The following is a 17,603-nucleotide window of genomic DNA, read 5'->3' as shown; positions in this document are numbered from 1 at the left end:
CAAATGGCGTGTCGCCGCGGGAGCGGCGATAAACTACTGAAAAAATTGATTTCTTAGCCGATCATCGCGCTGCGGCCTGTGCCGTCGGCGTCGCGGGTGATGCGGTCACGCGATTCCAGCGCCTCCGCCTTGGACAGCTCCGCTTCAGCTTCGGCAAGTAAGGATTCGGCAGCGGCGCGCTGTTGCGCCAGGTCATGCTGGGAGTTTTTCAGGTTGTCACGTCGTTGCCGCGCGGCCTTGGCGAAGGTCGGATAGGCGAAATGATTGAGATCGGTGATCCCCGCCTTCTTTTCCTCGGCGACGATCTGCAGTTCGAGTTCGCTGGCCATGCGGTCGAACTCGGCAATCATCGAATCAAGCTGCATCAGCTGGCGGCGCTTCTCGTTCACCTGAAACTGCTTGAGCCTGACCAGGTTCTCACGTGACTTCATGACCCGATACTCCCGAACACCGAAAAACGCACTTCTACTCGCCTACTTCGGCCCAAAGGGACCGTGCCGCGCCGGAACCGGTTCTGAACTCCCGACTATGGAAAACAAACTTTTAAAGTTTTTGTCCGTCGGTAACCATTCGTTTACGGGCATCGTTAATCATACCCATCGAGACTTAAAGCCCGGTAAAGATTCTGGTTTTCGCCGTGAATGTGATCGGGACTTGTCCGGAGTCGCTTAGGCAACCTTGTTAATGCAGCGCGTTAAGATGTTGACCGTGTGATTCATGATTGGATTCAAGAGGGTGTATGCGCCGGTTAAAATTTCTGATATGGTCTTCCATACGAAATTAGGTTTTGTTAACCATTCGATGGCAGCCTCCGATTCAGTAGCACTGGGCCGGTATGGATTAGACCGAGAAGACGTTCCGGCAGCAGAAAAGGGGATTTGAATGCGCGTTCTGCTGATAGAAGACGACAGTGCAACCGCACAGAGCATCGAACTGATGCTCAAATCGGAAAGCTTCAACGTCTACACGACCGATCTCGGCGAAGAAGGCGTCGATCTCGGCAAGCTTTATGATTACGACATCATCCTTCTCGACCTGAACCTGCCCGACATGTCGGGTTACGAGGTTCTGCGCACTCTGCGCCTGTCCAAGGTCAAGACGCCGATCCTGATCCTTTCCGGCATGGCCGGCATCGAGGACAAGGTGCGCGGCCTGGGCTTCGGCGCTGACGACTACATGACCAAGCCGTTCCACAAGGACGAGCTGGTGGCGCGCATTCACGCCATCGTCCGCCGTTCGAAGGGCCACGCCCAGTCGGTCATCATCACCGGCGACCTGATCGTCAATCTCGACGCCAAGACGGTCGAGGTCGGTGGCCAGCGCGTGCACCTGACCGGCAAGGAATACCAGATGCTGGAGCTGCTCTCGCTGCGCAAGGGCACCACGCTGACCAAGGAAATGTTCCTCAACCATCTCTATGGTGGCATGGACGAGCCGGAACTGAAGATCATCGACGTCTTCATCTGCAAACTGCGCAAGAAGCTCGATGCGGCGTCCGGCGGCCAGAACTTCATCGAAACTGTCTGGGGTCGCGGCTATGTGCTGCGCGAGCCGGAAGAGCTTCGCGAAATCGCCTGATTTCTTCTGATGACTTCAGTCAAAACCCGGCCTTCGTGCCGGGTTTTCTTTGTTTTGCGCATCGGTACGCGCTGGGCGCGGCCGCAAAACTGTCGGTCGGGGGCGGTTCAGCAGTGCCGAATCAGGCAGCGACGTCGAAGGCGCGGAAGCGGTCGAGCAGCTGCGGCCTGGTGAAAGGCTTCAAAAGGTAACCCTGCGCGCCGGCGCGCTTGGCGCGCATGATGGCGCCGATGTCGACCTCGGTCAGGCAGATCGCGATCTGTGGTTTGACGCGGCCGTCAATCGCGCGGACGCGGCGGATGAAGTCGGTGGTGCCCATGTCCTCGAGCCCGCCATCGACGACGATGATGTCGGGCATGTCGTAGGCGCACATATCCAGCCCCTCGGCACCGGTTGCCGCCTCGACGACGACCATTTCCGGGCTGTTGAGGATGCGTTTGGCGACTTTGCGGATGACGCTCGAATCATCGACGAACAGGCAGCGCTTCATATCCCGGTCCTTTTTGCGGGAACCGAACGCGTCAGTCGCGCCGGATGCAACATGACCTTAGCCGGGTTTGCGTAAAGAAGCCGAAAACCCGAATGGTAAAATTCTTGGAAATTTCCGGGCGAACGGTCTTGTCCTGGCGCGCGCACGCCACCTTGAGGCCGTTGCTACGCGGCAACGACATCGATGCTTTGATAATACAGAACCGCTGTGCCGATTACTCGGCGGTGAGCAGTATCTCTTCCGGCGTGGCGTGGATCGAGATTGTCATGCCGGCTTCACGTGCCAGCAGCAGCGTGTAGTAGGGCTGTACCGAATGGGCGTCGATCGGCTCGTCGGGCTTGTGGCCGGAATGCAGTTCGAGGAACTTCGGCGGCACGCGCAGCATCGGACCGCTGGCCGACAGGATGAATTTTGGCGCGGTTTCGACGGCTTCCAGCGTCACGCTCAGCTTGCCGCCGCGCGGGATCGCCGCGTGCGCAACGAGTAGCAGGTTGAGCAGGAGCTTGACCTTGTTCTTCGGCAGCAGCGCGCGACCGCCACTCCAGGTCAGTTCCGGCTTCTCGTTCTTGAGGAAGGCGGTCGCAACCGATTCCGCGTCGCCGGTGTCGATCAGCATGCCAGCCGAACCGGCGGCACCGAAGGCGATGCGGGCGAACTGCAGCCGCGCCGAGGCGTTGCGGGCGCTGGTGCGGATGAGGCGCATCGCATCTTCGTCGGCGCCGCCCTCATCGAGCAGTTCGAGGCCATTGTTGATGGCGCCGACCGGCGAGATGATGTCATGGCAGACACGGCTGCACAGCAGCGCTGCGAGGTCAGGGGCGGAAAGCGTCAACAACTCGGCCATGAACGGCATCCCTCGGGTAAAAATGGCTTGAACCACGATCTGGCGGCCATGGAACCCGGCAGTACGAATCAGGGCTGGCCTTACAGTACTCTTGGTTACACAGCGCCGCATCATGCGGCAAGAAACTGCCGGTAACGCTTGCGCGAAATGGTGGCTTTTCTGCGCAATTCCGGGCTTTTTAACAGCCGTTTGTGCCTTCGATCCGCCATCTTCGTAGGCCAGTTTAATGGTTGAAAAAGGATTACGGCATAGTTTGCCGAAGTTGGACCAGCCAGCCGCCAGCAAGAGTAGCAGCGGGTCCGGGGCGTCGAGAAAGTGTGCTCCCTGACGGAGATTTGGAAGCATGATTTCCCGATTCTATGGCCGGACGTTTGCCCGGCTCGTTGCCGCGATGTTCGTCCTTGTCGGCGTTCTGGCATTTTCGACATCTGCGTCTCGCGCGCAGCAATATACCTCGCAGGAGATCCTTGATTCCGGCCATCGTTTCTTTGGCTCGACGTCTGGCGGTCTTGCCAGTGTGGTCGAGAAGGTTTTCGCGTCCTATGGCCTGCCGAACGGCTATGTGCTCGGCGAAGAGGGATCGGGTGCCTTTGTCGGCGGCCTGACCTATGGCGAGGGCACGCTCTACACCAAGAATGCCGGTGACCATAAGGTGTTCTGGCAGGGGCCTTCGCTTGGCTGGGATTTCGGCGGGCAGGGCTCGCGCACGATGATCCTGGTCTACAACCTGGACGACGTGAACAATCTCTATGATCGTTATGGCGGCGTTGCAGGCTCGGCCTATGTTGTCGCCGGCGTCGGCTTCAACGTCCTCAAGCGCGGCAATATCCTGCTTGTGCCCGTGCGTACCGGTGTCGGCGCGCGACTGGGCGTCAATCTCGGCTACCTGAAGTTGACCCAGCAGCCAACCTGGAATCCGTTCTGATTGTGTGAAGAACGGGTCGATTGGGCGCCATTTTGTTGCGGCGGTGCTGGATTCCTGCCATGGGAACATGGCAAACTCGCGCCTGTCCGTAACGGGTAAAGTGCCTTGGTCCAGTCGATCCTGTTTTTCGTTCTTGGCTTCCTGACCGCCGGCTTCGTGGTGCTTTTGATTGCGCCGTCGGTCTGGCGGCGTGCCGTTTCGGTCACGCGCCAGCGGGTCGAAGCCAAGCTTCCGATGACCCTCGACGAAATCCGCGCCGACAAGGACAGCCTGCGGGCCGAGCACGCCATGGCGCTGCGCAAGGTCGAGGTGCAACTCAAGTCGGCGCAGGAAAAGCTTTTGACGCAGGCTGTCGAACTCAGCCGCAGCCGCGAGGCGCAAAAGGCGCACGCCACCGACCATGCCCACAAGGATCGCACCGTCAGCGAGCTTGAAGCCACGCGCGGCAGCCTGAGCGAGGAAATCGCCAAACGCGACGAGCAGATCAAGGCGCTTGCCGCCCAGCTCGTCGAGGCCGAAAGCATGCTGGAGAAACGGGCGCAGGAGATCGAGGAGATCGGCAGGCTTTATGACGAGGCCAGCCTGTCTTCGAGCAACCACAAGATCGAACTGGTGAGCCGCGAAAGCCAGATCGGCAAGCTGTCGGACGACATGTCGACGCTGCGCAACCAGCACAAGAGCAGCGACCTTCGCCTGGCCGAGCTCGAAGCGGACAACAAGGCGGTGCGCGAGGCGCTCAAGGCCGAAACCAAGCGCGCCGGCGAGCTCGACAGGAAATTGCAGCAGATGGTGTCATCACTGAGCGACCGCGACGACAAGCTGGAGCGGCGCGAGGCCGAGCTCGGCCGGTTGCGTGAAAGCGAACTTGCCCGGGTGCGCGAGCAGCTGAAGGTCCCGCAGGACGCGCCGGAAGCGTCAGCGGTCAACGGCACGGCCCAGGCGATGGAGCGGGAGCGCCTGGAAGGGCGGCTGACCACGCTGACGCGCGAGAACAAGCGGCTGAAGGGCGAATTGTCCAAGGCAGGGCGCAGCAAGTCGTCGCCCAGCGAGGATTCCCAGCTGCGCGAGCAGATGCACGAACTGGCGGCCGAGGTCGTGGCGCTCACGGCGCGGCTCGAAGGCGACGACTCGCCGATCGCCAAGGCGCTCGCCGGTTCCGGCGAAGCCCGCGCGCCGGTCAATGGCGACGCACCGGCCGTGATCAGCCTTGCCGACCGCGTACGGGCGCTGCAGAAGCCTGTGCCCGCCGAATAGGGCTAATCCGACGCGTCGGTGAAGTGATGCAGCGCGATCGCCGAGGCGGCCGCGACATTCAGGCTGTCGAAACCCGGCGCCATCCGGATCCTTGCCGTTGTCAGCCTTTTCAGCAGCGGTTCGGGCAATCCTTCGCCTTCGGTGCCGAGATAGAGCGCCAGGCGGGCGGGGCGCTTGATGTCCCTGATGTCGGCCTTGCCTGCAGGCGACAGTGCCAGTTGCTCGAAGCCATAGCGGGTGAGGGCGTCGGCAAGCTCGCCGGCCTTACCGCCAACGGCGAAAGGAACCTTGAGTGCCGCGCCGACCGACACCCTGATCGCCTTGCGGTAGAGTGGGTCGCAGCAGGTCTGGTCGAGCAGCACCGAATCGGCGCCAAAGGCCGCCGCGTTGCGGAAGATCGAGCCGATATTGTCGTGATTGGAGATACCGACCGGTATTGCCACCAGCGCGCGTTCGGGCAGGGCGGCAAGTACATCGTCGACCGAGGCCGGCGCACCCTTGCGGCCGATGGCCAGGATGCCGCGGTGCATGTGGAAGCCGGCAATGGCGTCCATGACAGCGCCCGAGGCGACATAGACCGGCATGGCTTCAGGGGCGATTCCCAGCGTCTCGCTCATGCCGGCGAGGCGGTTTTCGAGAACCAGCACCGACTCCGCTTCGAAACGCCGCGCCGCAAACAGCACGTTGAGAACGACCTTGCCCTCGGCGATGAAACGCCCTTCGCGGCCGACCAGATCGCGCTCGCGGATGTCGAGATAGGGGGCGACGCGCGGGTCAGCCGGGTCGTCGATACGGATGATGTTCATGGTTGCTTCATAGCGGAGAGCAGTCCGCTATGGGAGCCTGGAAAGGCTTTGTCCGCCTGAGATCAGGCGTCCTCGAAGATGCCTTCCAGCGTGCCGAGCAGCTTGCGCACGGCTTCGGACTTGCAGGTGTAGTAGATCATCTGCCGGTCGCGACGTGTTTCGACCAGTTCTTCGTTGCGCAGGCGCGCCAGGTGCTGCGACAGCGCCGACTGGCTCAGTGACACCTTTTCGGCGATCGCGCCCACCGACATCTCGGTGTCGAGAAGGTGGCTCATGATCATCAACCGCTTTTCATTGCCCATAAGGGTGAGCAAGGACGCAGCAGCTTCCGCGTTGGCCGACAGTTTTTTCTGTTTCATGGGTACCCCGTGTATCCGTAGTCCTTTTCGGTGTCATGGGGGCAACAACACCGAATTTCCAACCAGATCATCAATGGAATCACTGACCAATCTGGCTAATATATGACAAATCAGCTTTCGCTCAAAAAATCAAGACTTTGCTGCGCGACCTTCTTTTGCCATTTCGACAAGGCTTCGCCTGAGATCGGCGGCCTCGGCAAGTAACGTAGGGAAAAGCACGCGTCCGGTCTCGTCGCCAGCGGCCAGGTCCATGCCTTCGGGATCGAAGCCGCTGAGCACCCAGCCCTTGTCGTCGAGACGACCGAAATGGGTGGCATAGATCGCCGTTGCTTCGGTGTGATCCGAATTCATGTGGTCGAGCGCCGACTGCTCGGCCCCTGCGATCGCTTCCACGGCGGGGCCGGCGAGCAGCAGGTCGTCGCGGCTCAAGAGATAGGCCTTGCCGAATCCGCCATTGAGATTGGCGCGCTCAAGCTCCAGCCGGAAGACGGTGAAGTCGGTGAGCCCGATATAGAGCTTGGCCTTGGGATTGCGGTTGACGTAGCGGCGCTCGGCGCGGGCGTATTCCGGCGTGCCGCGTTCCAGCTTGCGCGCTCGGCAGAAAAGCGTGATGCGTGGATGAGCGAGGGGGTCGCCCTTGCCGACCTCGCCGACCAGAAGCGAGCAGACGGGATTGGCGACGATGCCCTTGGTGTGGGCGGAAAGCCCCGAGATCAGGATCAACGGCGTGCCGTCGACATCGGTTGCCGTGCCGACCCGGCTGGCGAGCGGCGAGCCGGTTTCCGGCTCGATGACGGCGAGCGCGCCGTGGCGGGCCTTGCGCATCAGCGAACGCGCGAGCGCGGTTGCTTCCGCGGTGGTCTCCAGAAAGACGTCCTTCTTGCGCTCTTCCACTGCTTCACCATCAAATATGACTAATTCAATCTACTTATCTAATGTAGCAGGGCTTTGGCAAGGGTGTCGTTTTGCCACAAGCAAAACAGCCCCGGAAGCTCGCGCTGCCGGGGCTGCAGGATAGCCGATCTTGTGGTGGTTGGCGCTTACTTCGGCGCCATGCGGATGGCGCCGTCGAGGCGGATGGTCTCGCCGTTGATCATCTGGTTCTCGACGATGTGCAAAGCCAGCGCGCCATATTCGGACGGTTCGCCGAGGCGTGGCGGGAACGGTACCGCGGCACCCAGCGAATCCTGCACTTCCTGCGGCATCGCCGCCATCATCGGCGTCTTGAAGATGCCTGGGGCAATGGTGGCGACGCGAATGCCCGAACGGGACAGATCACGGGCGATCGGCAGGGTCATGCCGACGACGCCGCCCTTGGAGGCGGAGTAGGCGGCCTGGCCGATCTGGCCGTCATAGGCGGCGACCGAAGCGGTATTGATGATGACACCGCGCTCGCCGCCGGCCAGCGGCTCGAGCTTGGCGGCCGCATCGGCAAACAGCCGGATCATGTTGAAGGAGCCGATCAGGTTGACCTCGATCACCTGGCGGAAGACGCTGAGCGGGTGCGGGCCGTCCTTGCCGACGGTCTTCACGCCGACCGCGATGCCGGCGCAGTTGACCAGGATACGGGCCGTGCCAAGCTTGGCTTCCACTTCGGCAAATGCCGCGACAGCGCTTTCTTCGTTGCTGACATCGCAACGCACGGCGACGCCGCCAATGTCGGCAGCGACCTTCTCGGCACGTTCGAGGCTGAGGTCGAAGATCGCGACCTTGGCGCCCTTGGCTGCGAGTGCGCGCGCGGTGGCTTCGCCAAGGCCGGAGCCGGCGCCGGTGACCACTGCAATCTGCCCGTTCGGATTCATGTCAGCCTGTCCTCTTCTGCTGTTACTGAATTAGCAAGATGGGCGGCACGGGCAAGTCATCGGCGGCTAGGCCGGCTCGGTCGTGCGTTGCGGTGTCTTGGCCAGGTTGGCGTGGCAGACCTCGCCCGTCAATTCGGCAACCGCTCCCGGCACAATCTCGTGCGCCAAGAGACGGTTGAGGTCGACCGGCCGCGGCATCTCGATCTGGCCGCGCGGGATGCGCACAAAGCCGAGCGGGCCGTAATAGGGCTCGTCGCCGACGAGGATGACGGCGGGTTCGCTCGACTTCTCCGCCGCTGCGAGCGCCATGGCGACCAGCTTGCGGCCGATGCCCATGTTCTTGAAGTCGGGGCGCACAGCGAGCGGACCCAGCATCTGCGCCCGGCCGGCACCGGCGGCGATCGGCGTCATCCTGACCGAGGCGATGACCTGGCCACCATGCATGGCGACGAAGGACAGCGAACGGTCGTGCGGACCGCCTTCGCGGATCTTGTAGGCCGCGCGCGTGAACCGGCCCGGGCCAAAGGCCTCAGCGTTGATTTCGTCGATTTCGATATCGTGCGCCGGAGCTTCCGGCATGTAGGTGACGTCGGTGAGGGTCATGTTCTTTGCAATCCGGTACCGCAGGATGAGGAGCCGCGGGGCATGCCGCAGCAGTCGCAAGTCAGCGCTTCAAGCGCGTGCGCTCATTCGTCGTCGGTCAACCCGGATATTTGCAAAGCAATTTGACATCGAAATGCCCGCTACCATCATTTTCAGCGTCCGTCCATCGTGCATTTGGCCGATGTGCGTCCGGCGTTGACAATCCGTTCAGCGAGTTGCCCTTCGGCTGCGGTCTCTGAGGTCCTACATCGTGGCAAACGAAAGGATTTCATCATGGGATTGCTGGTTGAAGGCAAATGGCAGGACCGCTGGTACGACACCAAGTCGACAGGCGGCAAATTCGTGCGCTCGCATTCGCAATGGCGCGATTTCGTCACTGTCGACGGCAAGCCGGCAGAAGGCCGTACGCGCGGCTTCAAGGCAGAGCCGGGGCGTTATCATCTCTATGTCTCGCTCGCCTGTCCCTGGGCGCACCGGACACTGATTTTCCGCGCGCTTAAGAAGCTCGAGGACATCATCTCGGTTTCCGTCGTCCATCACTACATGGGCGAGAGCGGCTGGACCTTCCGCCGCGACGACGGCGCCACCGGCGACACGCTCTACGGCCTCGATTTCCTGCACCAGATCTACACCATGGCCGATCCGACCTATTCCGGCCGCGTTACCGTGCCGGTTCTCTGGGACAAAAAGGAAAAGACCATCGTCTCCAACGAATCGTCCGAGATCATCCGCATGCTGAACTCGGCCTTCGACGAATGGGGCGACGCCTCGGTCGACTTCTACGCGGAAGCGCTGCGCGGCGAGATCGATGCGGTCAACGATCTCGTCTATCCGTCGATCAACAACGGCGTCTACCGCGCCGGCTTCGCCACCACCCAGGGCGCCTATGAGGAAGCCTTCAACGAATTGTTCGCGGCGCTCGACACACTGGAAGACAGGCTGTCGCGCCAACGCTATCTCGTCGGCAACACGCTGACCGAGGCCGACTGGCGGCTGTTCACCACGCTGGTGCGCTTCGACCCGGTCTATGTCGGTCACTTCAAGACCAATCTGCGCCGGATCGCCGATTACCCGAACCTGTCGAACTACCTGCGCGAACTCTACCAGGTGCCGGGTGTCGCCGAGACGGTGAACATGCTGCACATCAAGGCGCACTATTACGGCAGCCACACCGGCATCAACCCGACCGGGATTGTGCCGATGGGACCGGAGATGGAGCTCGACGCTCCGCACAACAGGGGGAAGTTGCTGAAGGCGGCGTAAGTCGCCTGCGATTGCGTTTCTTCGCGCCCCCCTCTGGCCTGCCGGCCATCTCCCCCACAAGGGGGGAGATCACGTCGTCATCGACGCCGCGGCCAACCACCAGCGTAGCTGTTTGTGGCTTGCTACCTCTCAGATTGGGCACTGCCGGCGACGAGCCCCCCCTTTGAGGGGGAGATGACCGGCAGGCAAGAGGGGGGCGACGTGGAGCGCTTCCGGCGCCCCTCACCAGTACGGCGACGCCTCTTTCCCCTCGAACACCTCGGCGATCCTTCGCCGTGTCGCTGGCGTCGTGCCCTCGGGCAGTGCGTCGAGCGGGAAGAAGCCGGCCTCGGCGATCTCGTGGTCGGGCAGCTTCGGCGTGTCCTGCCGGAAGGCTTCGATCAGATAGAAGCCGACATGATCCCGCTTCGTCGCTTGCTTGTTGAGGTGGATCGACTTGAGGATCGGTGGCGCGGCAAGTGTGATGTTGCCTTCCTCTTCCAGTTCGCGTGCGAGCGACTCGACAAAGGTCTCGCCGGTCTCGACGCCGCCGCCCGGCAGCTGCCAGCCGGGCACGTAGGTGTGGCGGATCAGGAAGATGGAGTTGGCGGCGGTATCATGGACCAATCCACGCACGCCGAGCGTCATCGGCCGCCGTAGCAGGAAATAGAGATGGAACAGGCTGCCGCGCAGCCGCGCCCAGGGTTTTTGACGAAACGGATTGGAGGCACTGCTCATCGGGCATGCCGCCATGGGTGGAAAGCTTGGGACGCGTGACCTAAAAGGAAACAATGTTCAGGCTTGCGCATATTTCCGACGTCCATCTTGGTCCACTTCCGGATGTAACCTATCGCGACCTCGCCTCCAAGCGCATGGTTGGCTACGTCAACTGGCAGCGGAACCGCCGCCGGCATCACCATGACGGCATCGTCGATGCGATCGTTGCCGACCTCAAGGCGCAGGCGCCCGATCATCTGGCTGTCACCGGAGACCTGGTCAACTTGGCGCTCGATGGCGAGATCGCGCTGGCGCGGCTGTGGCTCGAAACGCTGGGCGCACCAGCCGATGTCTCGGTCGTGCCGGGCAACCACGATGCCTATGTGCCCGGTGCCTTCGACAAGGCCTGCCACGTCTGGGCGCCATGGATGCAAGGCGACGGCGTGCATGGCGCGATCAGTTCGACGAGCTTTCCCTATCTGCGGGTGCGCGGCAACGTTGCGCTGATTGGCGTGTCGACGGCGCGCGCGACAGCTCCTTTCATGGCCAGCGGCTTCTTTCGCGAAGGCCAGGCCGAGCGGCTGGGCAGCATACTCGAGGAGACCGGCAAGCGCGGTCTTTTCCGGGCGATCATGATCCACCATCCGCCGGTGCGCGGCGCCGTCGGCCAACACAAGCGCCTGTTCGGTATCGGCAAGTTCCAGAAGCTGGTCAAGCGACATGGCGCAGAGCTTGTGCTGCACGGCCATTCGCACCTGCCGACGCTGCACTGGATCGACGGGCGCGACGGGGCCGTGCCGGTGGTGGGCGCCGCCGCCGCCGGCCAGGCGCCGGGAAGCCACAAGCCGGCGGCACAGTTCAACCTGCTCGACATCTCCGGCGCGCCGGGGGGGTGGAACGTGAAGCTGACCCGTCGCGGCCTGTCGGGACCGGCGATGCCATCGGCGGAGATCGGAACCTTCGACCTGAGCGCAGCAGTGCCGCGCTCGGCGGCCCTGGTCAGGGAATGACGCCAATGGCTGCGAGACGCAGCCAGTAAAGCACCGCCATGACACCGATGCCGATGACAGCACCGGCAACCAGCAGGCCAAAGCCCGCCATGATGCCCGGCAGGGCAGGGCTGTGCCGCAGCGGCGGCGCGGCGTCCGCCACGGGTTCCCTGGCAAAGCCCGTAAGTGCTGGTTCCGCGCCGCCTTCCATCATCTGCTGGCGTTCGACGATGCGCTCGGCGATGTAGCGCGTCACCTGGTCGGCGATGCGCTTGGCGTCGGTGGATTCGGCCAGCACGACACGGCCGATACGGGTGTCGCGGACGAAGCGGAAGGTGCGGCGGTCGCGGCCGAGGCCGACATGGCTGACCGCGTCGATCCAAAGCCGCGGCTGCAGGCCCGAAGAGATCGCGAAATCGAAATTGTCGATGTCCTTGGGCACGTCGGCGAAAACAGGCTCTAGCTCGGCGGCGAGCAGCTCGAGCCGCATGCGGTGCGCATCGCGCAGATCGACGACCACGTCGGTGCGGTCGGCATTGGCGTTCTTGACGTCGCGGATGGCGTCTGCCAGCGGGTGCGCCTGTTTCAGTGCGGTCACCCTGTCGTCGCTCATCGCCTTGTGCCCCGGATCATGTTTAAGCAATCGTTAACATAGTCACGATCGCGGCGGAATTGTAACCTTCGTGAACTCATTTTCGGTGCTCGGCGAGGGGCCGAAAAAGGTTTTCCTCACAGCTGCTTAGAGGCTGTTGCGCATCACATGATTCATCAGTTGTCGCAGGCGGCAGGTGCCGGTTGGCGGCGCTGGCGCCGGCGGGTCATGCGGCTGACGATGTCGGCAACGAGCGCCGGCGTCTCCTCCGGCAGCATGTGGCCGACTTCCAGCACATGATGGATCAGGAAGCCCGCGGGCAGGGCGTCGGCATGGCTGTAAGGCAGCACGGCATCGTCGGTGCCCCACACCACCATCACCGGCATCGTCAGCGTCGCCAGGCTTTCGCGCGGGATGACGCCTTGCTTGTCGTCGGCGGTCATCGCCGCGGCAAAGGCGATCAGTTTTTCCGTCTGGCCAGGGCGGCTGCGCATCTCGGCGAGGTCGCGGACAGCCGCCTCGGGCACGGTGCTGTCGGGGCTCGACATTTTGACGAGGCAGGCGCGGATCTCTTCGGCGCAGCTGGCTGCCGCATAGCGCCTGAGCAGCGGGCCATTGATCTCGGGGCCGTAGCCGCCCGGCGCCAGCAACGTCAGCGAGGCGACACGTTCCGGGTCGAACAGCGCGGCAAGTGTCGCCACCGCCCCACCCATCGAATGGCCGACGAAATGGGCGCGGCCAATGCCACGCGCCGCGAGATCGGCCAGCACGGCAGTCGCCGCCACCTTGGCCGAACCAGCTTTGGGATAGTCGAGCGAAAGACCATGCCCCGGCAAATCATATGCGATCGTGGTGAATGCCCCGTCCAGGTGACCGACAACGTCTTCCCAGACACCGCCAATTCCGCCGAACCCGTGCAGTAGGACCACTACATTCTTGCCGCTTCCCCGCAGGGCGGCATGGATAGGGTAATTCATTTTTGCTCAAATGGCCGGATAGAAATTCACGAAAAGTTGTAAATTCAAAGTTGTAAAATGTAAAACAATGTATGAGTCCCAAGGGCGCAAATTTAGTTATGCAAGAAATACACCTGAAAAGCCAGTGAGGCTCAGGTCTGGTGGCCGAGGCCGGCGGCGCGCAGTGCCTTTGTCAGCGCCTTCGTCAGTTCTGCCGGGTACTTGCCCTTGGTGAAGGTAGCTGCGGGGTCGTTGGCGAAAGCCGGGTAGCGCGTCGCGATCTCCTTTGACAGTTCGGAAGCCTGCTTGGTGTCGCCGACGAAGTTTGCCGCGATCAGGCGGGCCGCCACGTAATGCGGCTTCTTGTTGGTCGCCAGCGCGCTGGCGGCGCGGGCCGCTGCATAGCGGTTGCCGAGCATGAACTCGCCCAGGAACAGGCCATAGTCCCACCAGCCAGGATGCGCGCTGGCGCTTTCGACGGCGCGCTTCATGATCGGCACGCCGTCGCTGTAGCTGCCGCCGAGAATGAGTGCATAGCCGTAGGATGCCGCCATGGTCAGGTCGTAGGTGTTGAGCTCATAGGCCTTGCGTATCCACCTGATGGCCTCGGTGCGGTCGCCGGCACGCGACTGGAGGTAGCCGAAGGCGCGATGCGCGTAAGGGCTGGTCGAGCCCATCTGCACGGCACTGTGAGCCAGTGCATAAGCACCCTCAGTCGTTGCATTGGTGGGGTAGGGATAGTTGTCAGTAACGGCTTCTAGCTGCAGTGAGGCCAGTTCTGCGTAGACGACGGGCGACTTGGCGCTGCGCTTGGAGAGGTCCTCCATGCATTGATAGGCGGCGCGGTGCTTGGTGGCGTTCTGATCCATGTAGTAGGCGCCGCTGAGCAGCAGGCAGGCGGTCAGTCCACGCTGCAGCCCGTTCTGCTCAATGAAGCTGTAGATCATGCCCGAAGCCGGGATGGCCGACGAGACGATGTCGGCGATGCGGTCGTCGATGACCTCGGGGCTGATTTCCTGCGGAGAGAGCACGCGCGACAGAAGGATTCGCCCTGTGGCCATGTGCTGCAGCTCGACCAGCACCGATCCGGCGCTCGGGCCGGTCTCGACGGTGAAGTCGAAGTCGGTGGCGTCGGCACGCCGGACTGTGTCGGACCGTTCGCGGGCGATGAGATCGATGGTGTCGAAGCCCGACAGCGCCGTGCGCAGCACCGTCGCCACGCGTGCCGTCTGTCCGCCCTCGGAGCTCGAATGGATGTGCACGGCTGGCAACTGGTCGACGGTGTCGTTGATGCTCGCTGCGGAGCCGCGCGAGCTGCCTAGCCCGGCAACCTCGAATCCGATGGGGCCGCCGATGTTGCGGAAGACCAGGATGCCGAGCATGACGATGACCAGCGCCATCGCTGCCCAGAAGTAGCGAAGCTGGCGTTTGACGCTGGTGCCGGAGTAAGCCGGATCGGCCGGAGCCTCGTCGCCGTGATGCGGCTCGTTCTCGGCGAGGCCAGTTTCGGTCCGTGCCAGCACAGCTACCGTGCCGTTTTGCTGGGCTTCGGCAGGGCGAGGGGATGCCGGCGGAAGCTCGGCCAGCGTCTCATAGGTCGGAACGTAGCTTCCGCGGGGGATGCCAATGCGGATCGGATCGTTGCTGCCTTCGGCGGCATAATAATGCGCCAGAAGTTCGCGCAGCCGCCCGGCCTGGACGCGGACAACGGCATCGGTCGCCGAATCGAACTCGGCGTCCTTGCCGAAAACGTCGACCGCGATCGCAAAACCCTTCAGCCGCTCGGCCTCGCCGGCGAGTTCGCGTTCGACAATATAGCGCAGCAGCTTGCGTGCCCGGTCGGACCGGCCAAAGGTCTCGCTGGCAACAAGCCGCTCAAGCGCTTCGCGCACTGCGGGGGCAGCAGGCGTGGAGGCAACCAAGTGTCGACCCTTTTCCAACCGGTACGAACGGTCTGATCATAGTCGGCTGGCGTCAGTGTACAAGCGCGCTCAGCAACGATGCACAAATGCCCCACCCGTTATCCACGGGCGAGGCATCTGCGGACTGCAGTTTAACTTACTTCGACACTATCCGGTTGGCTGCGGAAACCACAGCCTCAAGTGAAGCGGCGACGATATTGGTGTTGATGCCAGCGCCGAAGAGGCGGCCGGAGGGATGCTCGACTTCCATGTAGCAGATGGCCGAGGCATTCGATCCGCGCTGGATCGAATGCTCGGAATAGTCGAGCACCGACAGATCGATGCCGATATGGCGGGAAAGCGCGTCGACGAAGCCGTCGATCGGGCCGTTGCCGGTACCCTTGATGACGATCTCCTTGCCATTGTCGAGGATGGTCGCCTCGACAACCCGGCGGCCCTTCACCTCGGTGTCGGGAAAGGTCTGGTGATCGACGAACTTGATGCGTGCGCCCGGCTGGTCGACGTAGCGTTCGAGGAAGCGCTCATGGATGCGCTTCGGCGACACTTCCTTACCTTCGCTGTCGGTGATCTGCTGGATGTCCTGGCTGAACTCAACCTGCAGCGAACGCGGCAGGTTGAGGCCGTAGTCGGCCTGCAGCACATAGGCGATGCCGCCCTTGCCGGACTGCGAGTTGATGCGGATGATCGCCTCGTAGCTGCGGCCGACGTCCTGCGGGTCGATCGGCAGGTAGGGCACTTCCCACAACGGCTTGTTGGCGACTTTGATCGCCTTCATGCCCTTGTTGATGGCATCCTGGTGCGAGCCGGAGAAGGCTGTGTAGACCAGTTCGCCGACATAAGGGTGGCGCTCCGGAATGACCATCTGGTTCGAATATTCGTAGACCTGCTTGATCCGCTCGATATCCGAGCAGTCGAGCATCGGGTCGACGCCTTGCGTGAACATGTTGAGCGCCAGCGTGACCACGTCGACGTTGCCGGTACGCTCGCCATTGCCGAACAGCGTGCCTTCGACACGGTCGGCACCTGCCATCAGGCCGAGCTCGGTTGCGGCGATGCCGGTGCCGCGATCGTTGTGCGGGTGCAGCGAGATGATCAGGTTTTCGCGATTGTCGAGGTTGCGGCACATCCACTCGATCTGGTCGGCATAGATGTTGGGCGTAGCCATCTCGACGGTCGAGGGCAGGTTGATGATCAGCTTGTTGTCGGGCGTCGGTTTGACGATCTCGGCAACCGCGTTGCAGATCTCGAGCGCGACTTCGAGTTCGGTGCCGGTGAAGCTCTCGGGCGAATACTGGAAGCGATAGCCGCCGCCGGCCTTGGCCGCCATGTCGGTGATCATCTTGGCTGCGTCGGTGGCGATCTGCTTGATGCCCTGGACATCCTTGGCGAACACCACGCGGCGCTGCAACTCACTGGTCGAGTTGTAGAAATGGACGATCGGCTTGTGCGCGCCGTTGAGCGACTCGAAGGTGCGGGTGATCAGCTCCGGCCGGCACTGGACGAGAACCTGCAGCGACACGTCGTCGGCGACATTGCCTTCCTCGATGCACCAGCGGGCAAAATCGAAGTCGGTCTGCGACGCCGAGGGAAAGCCGATCTCGATTTCCTTGAAACCCATGTCGAGCAAGAGCTGGAACATGCGCGCCTTGCGGTCGTGGCCCATCGGATCGACGAGCGACTGGTTGCCGTCGCGCAGGTCGACCGAGCACCAGATCGGCGCCTTGTCGATGGTCCTGGACGGCCAGGTCCGGTCGGGCAGGTCGATCTTGTGGTAGGCCTGGTACTTGACTGCGGCGCTCGGCATGCCGGCGCTTCGGCCGGAAGCGGGGATGGTCTTGCTCATTGTCGGTCTCGTTCTCTTGGCCGCCATGCACGAGTAAGCGCGCATGCTTCAGCGGTCTTAAATCAGAAATTCGGTTCTGTTGTGAAGAGCAAAGGAGCACATGCCTCGGCGGCAAATTCGACCGCCGGACGCTCCCTTAACGAGCCCGGCGATCGCCGATAAGGCCGAGAAGAAGGAGAGCCGAGGAAAGGGCGCGCAGCGTCTCGCCCGCAAAAGCGGCCGGACGGGAGATTTCGTTGATCTTGCGCGACGACATGGCGCTCTCATACAGGAGGCGCCTGGGGCACGCAAGCCCGCCCGGCACGATGCGCCGCTGTTGTGCCGGGCCTTTCTGCCGCGGCAGTTTCCGGGTCAGGTCTTGTGAAGGCGCAGCGGGCTGACCTTTTCGCGCGCGATGATGCCCTTCGCCTCGAGGTCGAGTTGCACCGCCTTGGTCCACCAGCCTGCCTTGGCGCCGCCGGGATAGAGCTGCTCGGGCAGATGATTACGCACGCCTTCCTGCATCTCGGCGACGGTCAGTCCCGGCGATTTCGCGGGCAGGATCTCAAGGATTGCCTGCTTCATCGCTTGGTACATGGCGGCATCGGCAGGTTTGGCCAGGCCCGGATGGTTGACGTTCTCGATGTCGATCTTCGTGGATGTATGAGATGCCATGTCTGCTCTCCTTTCCTCGTCTGACGA

20 protein-coding genes are annotated in these 17,603 nt (G+C 62.6%); 6 read left to right on the top strand and 14 right to left on the bottom strand.

Annotation, left to right across the window (positions count from 1 at the left end; translation table 11 throughout):
* Positions 1-53: 53 nt before the first annotated feature.
* Positions 54-431, bottom strand: coding sequence for a flagellar export protein FliJ (locus ACSQ3E_RS03920; protein WP_263006355.1), 378 nt, complete (start codon positions 429-431; stop codon positions 54-56).
* A gap of 286 nt (positions 432-717) precedes the next feature.
* Here ACSQ3E_RS03920 and ACSQ3E_RS03915 point away from each other — a divergent pair, with 286 nt between their 5' ends.
* Both ACSQ3E_RS03915 and ctrA read left to right on the top strand, forming a co-directional pair.
* Positions 718-882: a hypothetical protein gene (locus ACSQ3E_RS03915; RefSeq protein WP_210289177.1), complete on the top strand. Its 165-nt coding sequence runs from the start codon at positions 718-720 to the stop codon at positions 880-882.
* The gene (gene ctrA / locus ACSQ3E_RS03910) at positions 883-1,578 is read left to right on the top strand and encodes a response regulator transcription factor CtrA (protein ID WP_067959158.1); all 696 of its coding nucleotides are present in this window, start codon (positions 883-885) and stop codon (positions 1,576-1,578) included.
* A 121-nt stretch (positions 1,579-1,699) separates the two neighbouring features.
* Here ctrA and ACSQ3E_RS03905 read toward each other — a convergent pair whose 3' ends face one another.
* Together ACSQ3E_RS03905 and chpT are read right to left on the bottom strand one after the other, a co-directional pair.
* Positions 1,700-2,068 carry a response regulator gene (locus tag ACSQ3E_RS03905; RefSeq protein WP_310321845.1) on the bottom strand — a complete coding sequence of 123 codons (369 nt, stop codon included), beginning with the start codon at positions 2,066-2,068 and terminating at the stop codon, positions 1,700-1,702.
* Between the two features lie 214 nt (positions 2,069-2,282).
* Positions 2,283-2,912, bottom strand: a complete 630-nt coding sequence (gene chpT / locus ACSQ3E_RS03900; protein WP_067966240.1) for a histidine phosphotransferase ChpT — start codon at positions 2,910-2,912, stop codon at positions 2,283-2,285.
* Between the two features lie 343 nt (positions 2,913-3,255).
* On the opposite strand from chpT, the gene ACSQ3E_RS03895 reads away from it, so the two are divergent.
* A complete protein-coding gene (locus ACSQ3E_RS03895) occupies positions 3,256-3,837 on the top strand; it encodes a DUF1134 domain-containing protein (protein ID WP_067959164.1) in 582 nt (193 codons plus the stop codon).
* 105 nt (positions 3,838-3,942) lie between these two features.
* Positions 3,943-5,091 carry a hypothetical protein gene (locus ACSQ3E_RS03890; protein ID WP_310321840.1) on the top strand — a complete coding sequence of 383 codons (1,149 nt, stop codon included), beginning with the start codon at positions 3,943-3,945 and terminating at the stop codon, positions 5,089-5,091.
* Between the two features lie 2 nt (positions 5,092-5,093).
* On the opposite strand, the gene ACSQ3E_RS03885 is transcribed toward ACSQ3E_RS03890, so the two are convergent.
* The 5 genes from ACSQ3E_RS03885 to ACSQ3E_RS03865 all read right to left on the bottom strand — a co-directional run bounded on the left by ACSQ3E_RS03885 (position 5,094) and on the right by ACSQ3E_RS03865 (position 8,661).
* Positions 5,094-5,897 (bottom strand): TrmH family RNA methyltransferase, encoded by an 804-nt coding sequence (locus ACSQ3E_RS03885; protein ID WP_436121682.1) that lies wholly within the window; start codon positions 5,895-5,897, stop codon positions 5,094-5,096.
* Positions 5,898-5,959: 62 nt separating this feature from the next.
* Entirely contained in the window at positions 5,960-6,256 is a 297-nt protein-coding gene (locus ACSQ3E_RS03880) for an ArsR/SmtB family transcription factor (protein WP_115731069.1), read from the bottom strand.
* 129 nt (positions 6,257-6,385) lie between these two features.
* Complete coding sequence (locus tag ACSQ3E_RS03875) at positions 6,386-7,150, bottom strand: HugZ family protein (protein ID WP_436121681.1); 765 nt, start codon at positions 7,148-7,150, stop codon at positions 6,386-6,388.
* A 146-nt stretch (positions 7,151-7,296) separates the two neighbouring features.
* Positions 7,297-8,058: a 3-hydroxyacyl-CoA dehydrogenase gene (locus tag ACSQ3E_RS03870; protein ID WP_310321833.1), complete on the bottom strand. Its 762-nt coding sequence runs from the start codon at positions 8,056-8,058 to the stop codon at positions 7,297-7,299.
* Between the two features lie 66 nt (positions 8,059-8,124).
* A complete protein-coding gene (locus tag ACSQ3E_RS03865) occupies positions 8,125-8,661 on the bottom strand; it encodes a GNAT family N-acetyltransferase (RefSeq protein ID WP_436121680.1) in 537 nt (178 codons plus the stop codon).
* 273 nt (positions 8,662-8,934) lie between these two features.
* Here ACSQ3E_RS03865 and ACSQ3E_RS03860 point away from each other — a divergent pair, with 273 nt between their 5' ends.
* Positions 8,935-9,924: a glutathione S-transferase family protein gene (locus tag ACSQ3E_RS03860; protein WP_436121679.1), complete on the top strand. Its 990-nt coding sequence runs from the start codon at positions 8,935-8,937 to the stop codon at positions 9,922-9,924.
* Positions 9,925-10,146: 222 nt separating this feature from the next.
* Here the strand turns inward: ACSQ3E_RS03860 and ACSQ3E_RS03855 are convergent, their stop codons facing one another.
* Positions 10,147-10,641 carry an NUDIX domain-containing protein gene (locus tag ACSQ3E_RS03855; RefSeq protein WP_436121678.1) on the bottom strand — a complete coding sequence of 165 codons (495 nt, stop codon included), beginning with the start codon at positions 10,639-10,641 and terminating at the stop codon, positions 10,147-10,149.
* A gap of 53 nt (positions 10,642-10,694) precedes the next feature.
* Here ACSQ3E_RS03855 and ACSQ3E_RS03850 point away from each other — a divergent pair, with 53 nt between their 5' ends.
* A complete protein-coding gene (locus ACSQ3E_RS03850; RefSeq protein WP_436121677.1) occupies positions 10,695-11,630 on the top strand; it encodes a metallophosphoesterase family protein in 936 nt (311 codons plus the stop codon).
* Here the strand turns inward: ACSQ3E_RS03850 and ACSQ3E_RS03845 are convergent.
* From ACSQ3E_RS03845 to ACSQ3E_RS03825, 5 genes are all read right to left on the bottom strand, one after another.
* Positions 11,620-12,222, bottom strand: coding sequence for a hypothetical protein (locus ACSQ3E_RS03845; RefSeq protein ID WP_436121676.1), 603 nt, complete (start codon positions 12,220-12,222; stop codon positions 11,620-11,622). The two genes, ACSQ3E_RS03850 and ACSQ3E_RS03845, sit on opposite strands and share 11 nt — an antisense overlap.
* 155 nt (positions 12,223-12,377) lie before the next feature.
* The gene (locus tag ACSQ3E_RS03840; protein ID WP_436121675.1) at positions 12,378-13,178 is read right to left on the bottom strand and encodes an alpha/beta fold hydrolase; all 801 of its coding nucleotides are present in this window, start codon (positions 13,176-13,178) and stop codon (positions 12,378-12,380) included.
* Positions 13,179-13,309: 131 nt separating this feature from the next.
* Positions 13,310-15,079, bottom strand: a complete 1,770-nt coding sequence (locus ACSQ3E_RS03835) for a tetratricopeptide repeat protein (protein WP_436121674.1) — start codon at positions 15,077-15,079, stop codon at positions 13,310-13,312.
* Positions 15,080-15,215: 136 nt separating this feature from the next.
* Positions 15,216-16,883, bottom strand: coding sequence for a 2-isopropylmalate synthase (gene leuA, locus ACSQ3E_RS03830; protein WP_436121970.1), 1,668 nt, complete (start codon positions 16,881-16,883; stop codon positions 15,216-15,218).
* Positions 16,884-17,273: 390 nt separating this feature from the next.
* Entirely contained in the window at positions 17,274-17,576 is a 303-nt protein-coding gene (locus ACSQ3E_RS03825) for a DUF6958 family protein (RefSeq protein WP_310321816.1), read from the bottom strand.
* Positions 17,577-17,603: the final 27 nt, after the last annotated feature.

The organism is Aminobacter sp. LjRoot7, assembly GCF_964252895.1.
GTDB classification, from domain to species: Bacteria; Pseudomonadota; Alphaproteobacteria; order Rhizobiales; family Rhizobiaceae; genus Aminobacter; species Aminobacter aminovorans_B.
The sequence above is the reverse complement of the archived record's forward strand: the minus strand, read 5'-3'. Positions and strand labels throughout refer to the sequence as shown.

Bases quoted from the DNA above. Each gene is read 5' to 3' on its own strand.
- ACSQ3E_RS03920 (WP_263006355.1), bottom strand. From the start codon at position 431: ATGAAGTCACGTGAGAACCTGGTCAGGCTCAAGCAGTTTCAGGTGAAC.
- ACSQ3E_RS03915 (WP_210289177.1), top strand. From the start codon at position 718: ATGATTGGATTCAAGAGGGTGTATGCGCCGGTTAAAATTTCTGATATG.
- ctrA (WP_067959158.1), top strand. From the start codon at position 883: ATGCGCGTTCTGCTGATAGAAGACGACAGTGCAACCGCACAGAGCATC.
- ACSQ3E_RS03905 (WP_310321845.1), bottom strand. From the start codon at position 2,068: ATGAAGCGCTGCCTGTTCGTCGATGATTCGAGCGTCATCCGCAAAGTC.
- chpT (WP_067966240.1), bottom strand. From the start codon at position 2,912: ATGGCCGAGTTGTTGACGCTTTCCGCCCCTGACCTCGCAGCGCTGCTG.
- ACSQ3E_RS03895 (WP_067959164.1), top strand. From the start codon at position 3,256: ATGATTTCCCGATTCTATGGCCGGACGTTTGCCCGGCTCGTTGCCGCG.
- ACSQ3E_RS03885 (WP_436121682.1), bottom strand. From the start codon at position 5,897: ATGAACATCATCCGTATCGACGACCCGGCTGACCCGCGCGTCGCCCCC.
- ACSQ3E_RS03880 (WP_115731069.1), bottom strand. From the start codon at position 6,256: ATGAAACAGAAAAAACTGTCGGCCAACGCGGAAGCTGCTGCGTCCTTG.
- ACSQ3E_RS03870 (WP_310321833.1), bottom strand. From the start codon at position 8,058: ATGAATCCGAACGGGCAGATTGCAGTGGTCACCGGCGCCGGCTCCGGC.
- ACSQ3E_RS03865 (WP_436121680.1), bottom strand. From the start codon at position 8,661: ATGACCCTCACCGACGTCACCTACATGCCGGAAGCTCCGGCGCACGAT.
- ACSQ3E_RS03860 (WP_436121679.1), top strand. From the start codon at position 8,935: ATGGGATTGCTGGTTGAAGGCAAATGGCAGGACCGCTGGTACGACACC.
- ACSQ3E_RS03855 (WP_436121678.1), bottom strand. From the start codon at position 10,641: ATGAGCAGTGCCTCCAATCCGTTTCGTCAAAAACCCTGGGCGCGGCTG.
- ACSQ3E_RS03850 (WP_436121677.1), top strand. From the start codon at position 10,695: ATGTTCAGGCTTGCGCATATTTCCGACGTCCATCTTGGTCCACTTCCG.
- ACSQ3E_RS03845 (WP_436121676.1), bottom strand. From the start codon at position 12,222: ATGAGCGACGACAGGGTGACCGCACTGAAACAGGCGCACCCGCTGGCA.
- ACSQ3E_RS03840 (WP_436121675.1), bottom strand. From the start codon at position 13,178: ATGAATTACCCTATCCATGCCGCCCTGCGGGGAAGCGGCAAGAATGTA.
- leuA (WP_436121970.1), bottom strand. From the start codon at position 16,883: ATGCCGAGCGCCGCAGTCAAGTACCAGGCCTACCACAAGATCGACCTG.
- ACSQ3E_RS03825 (WP_310321816.1), bottom strand. From the start codon at position 17,576: ATGGCATCTCATACATCCACGAAGATCGACATCGAGAACGTCAACCAT.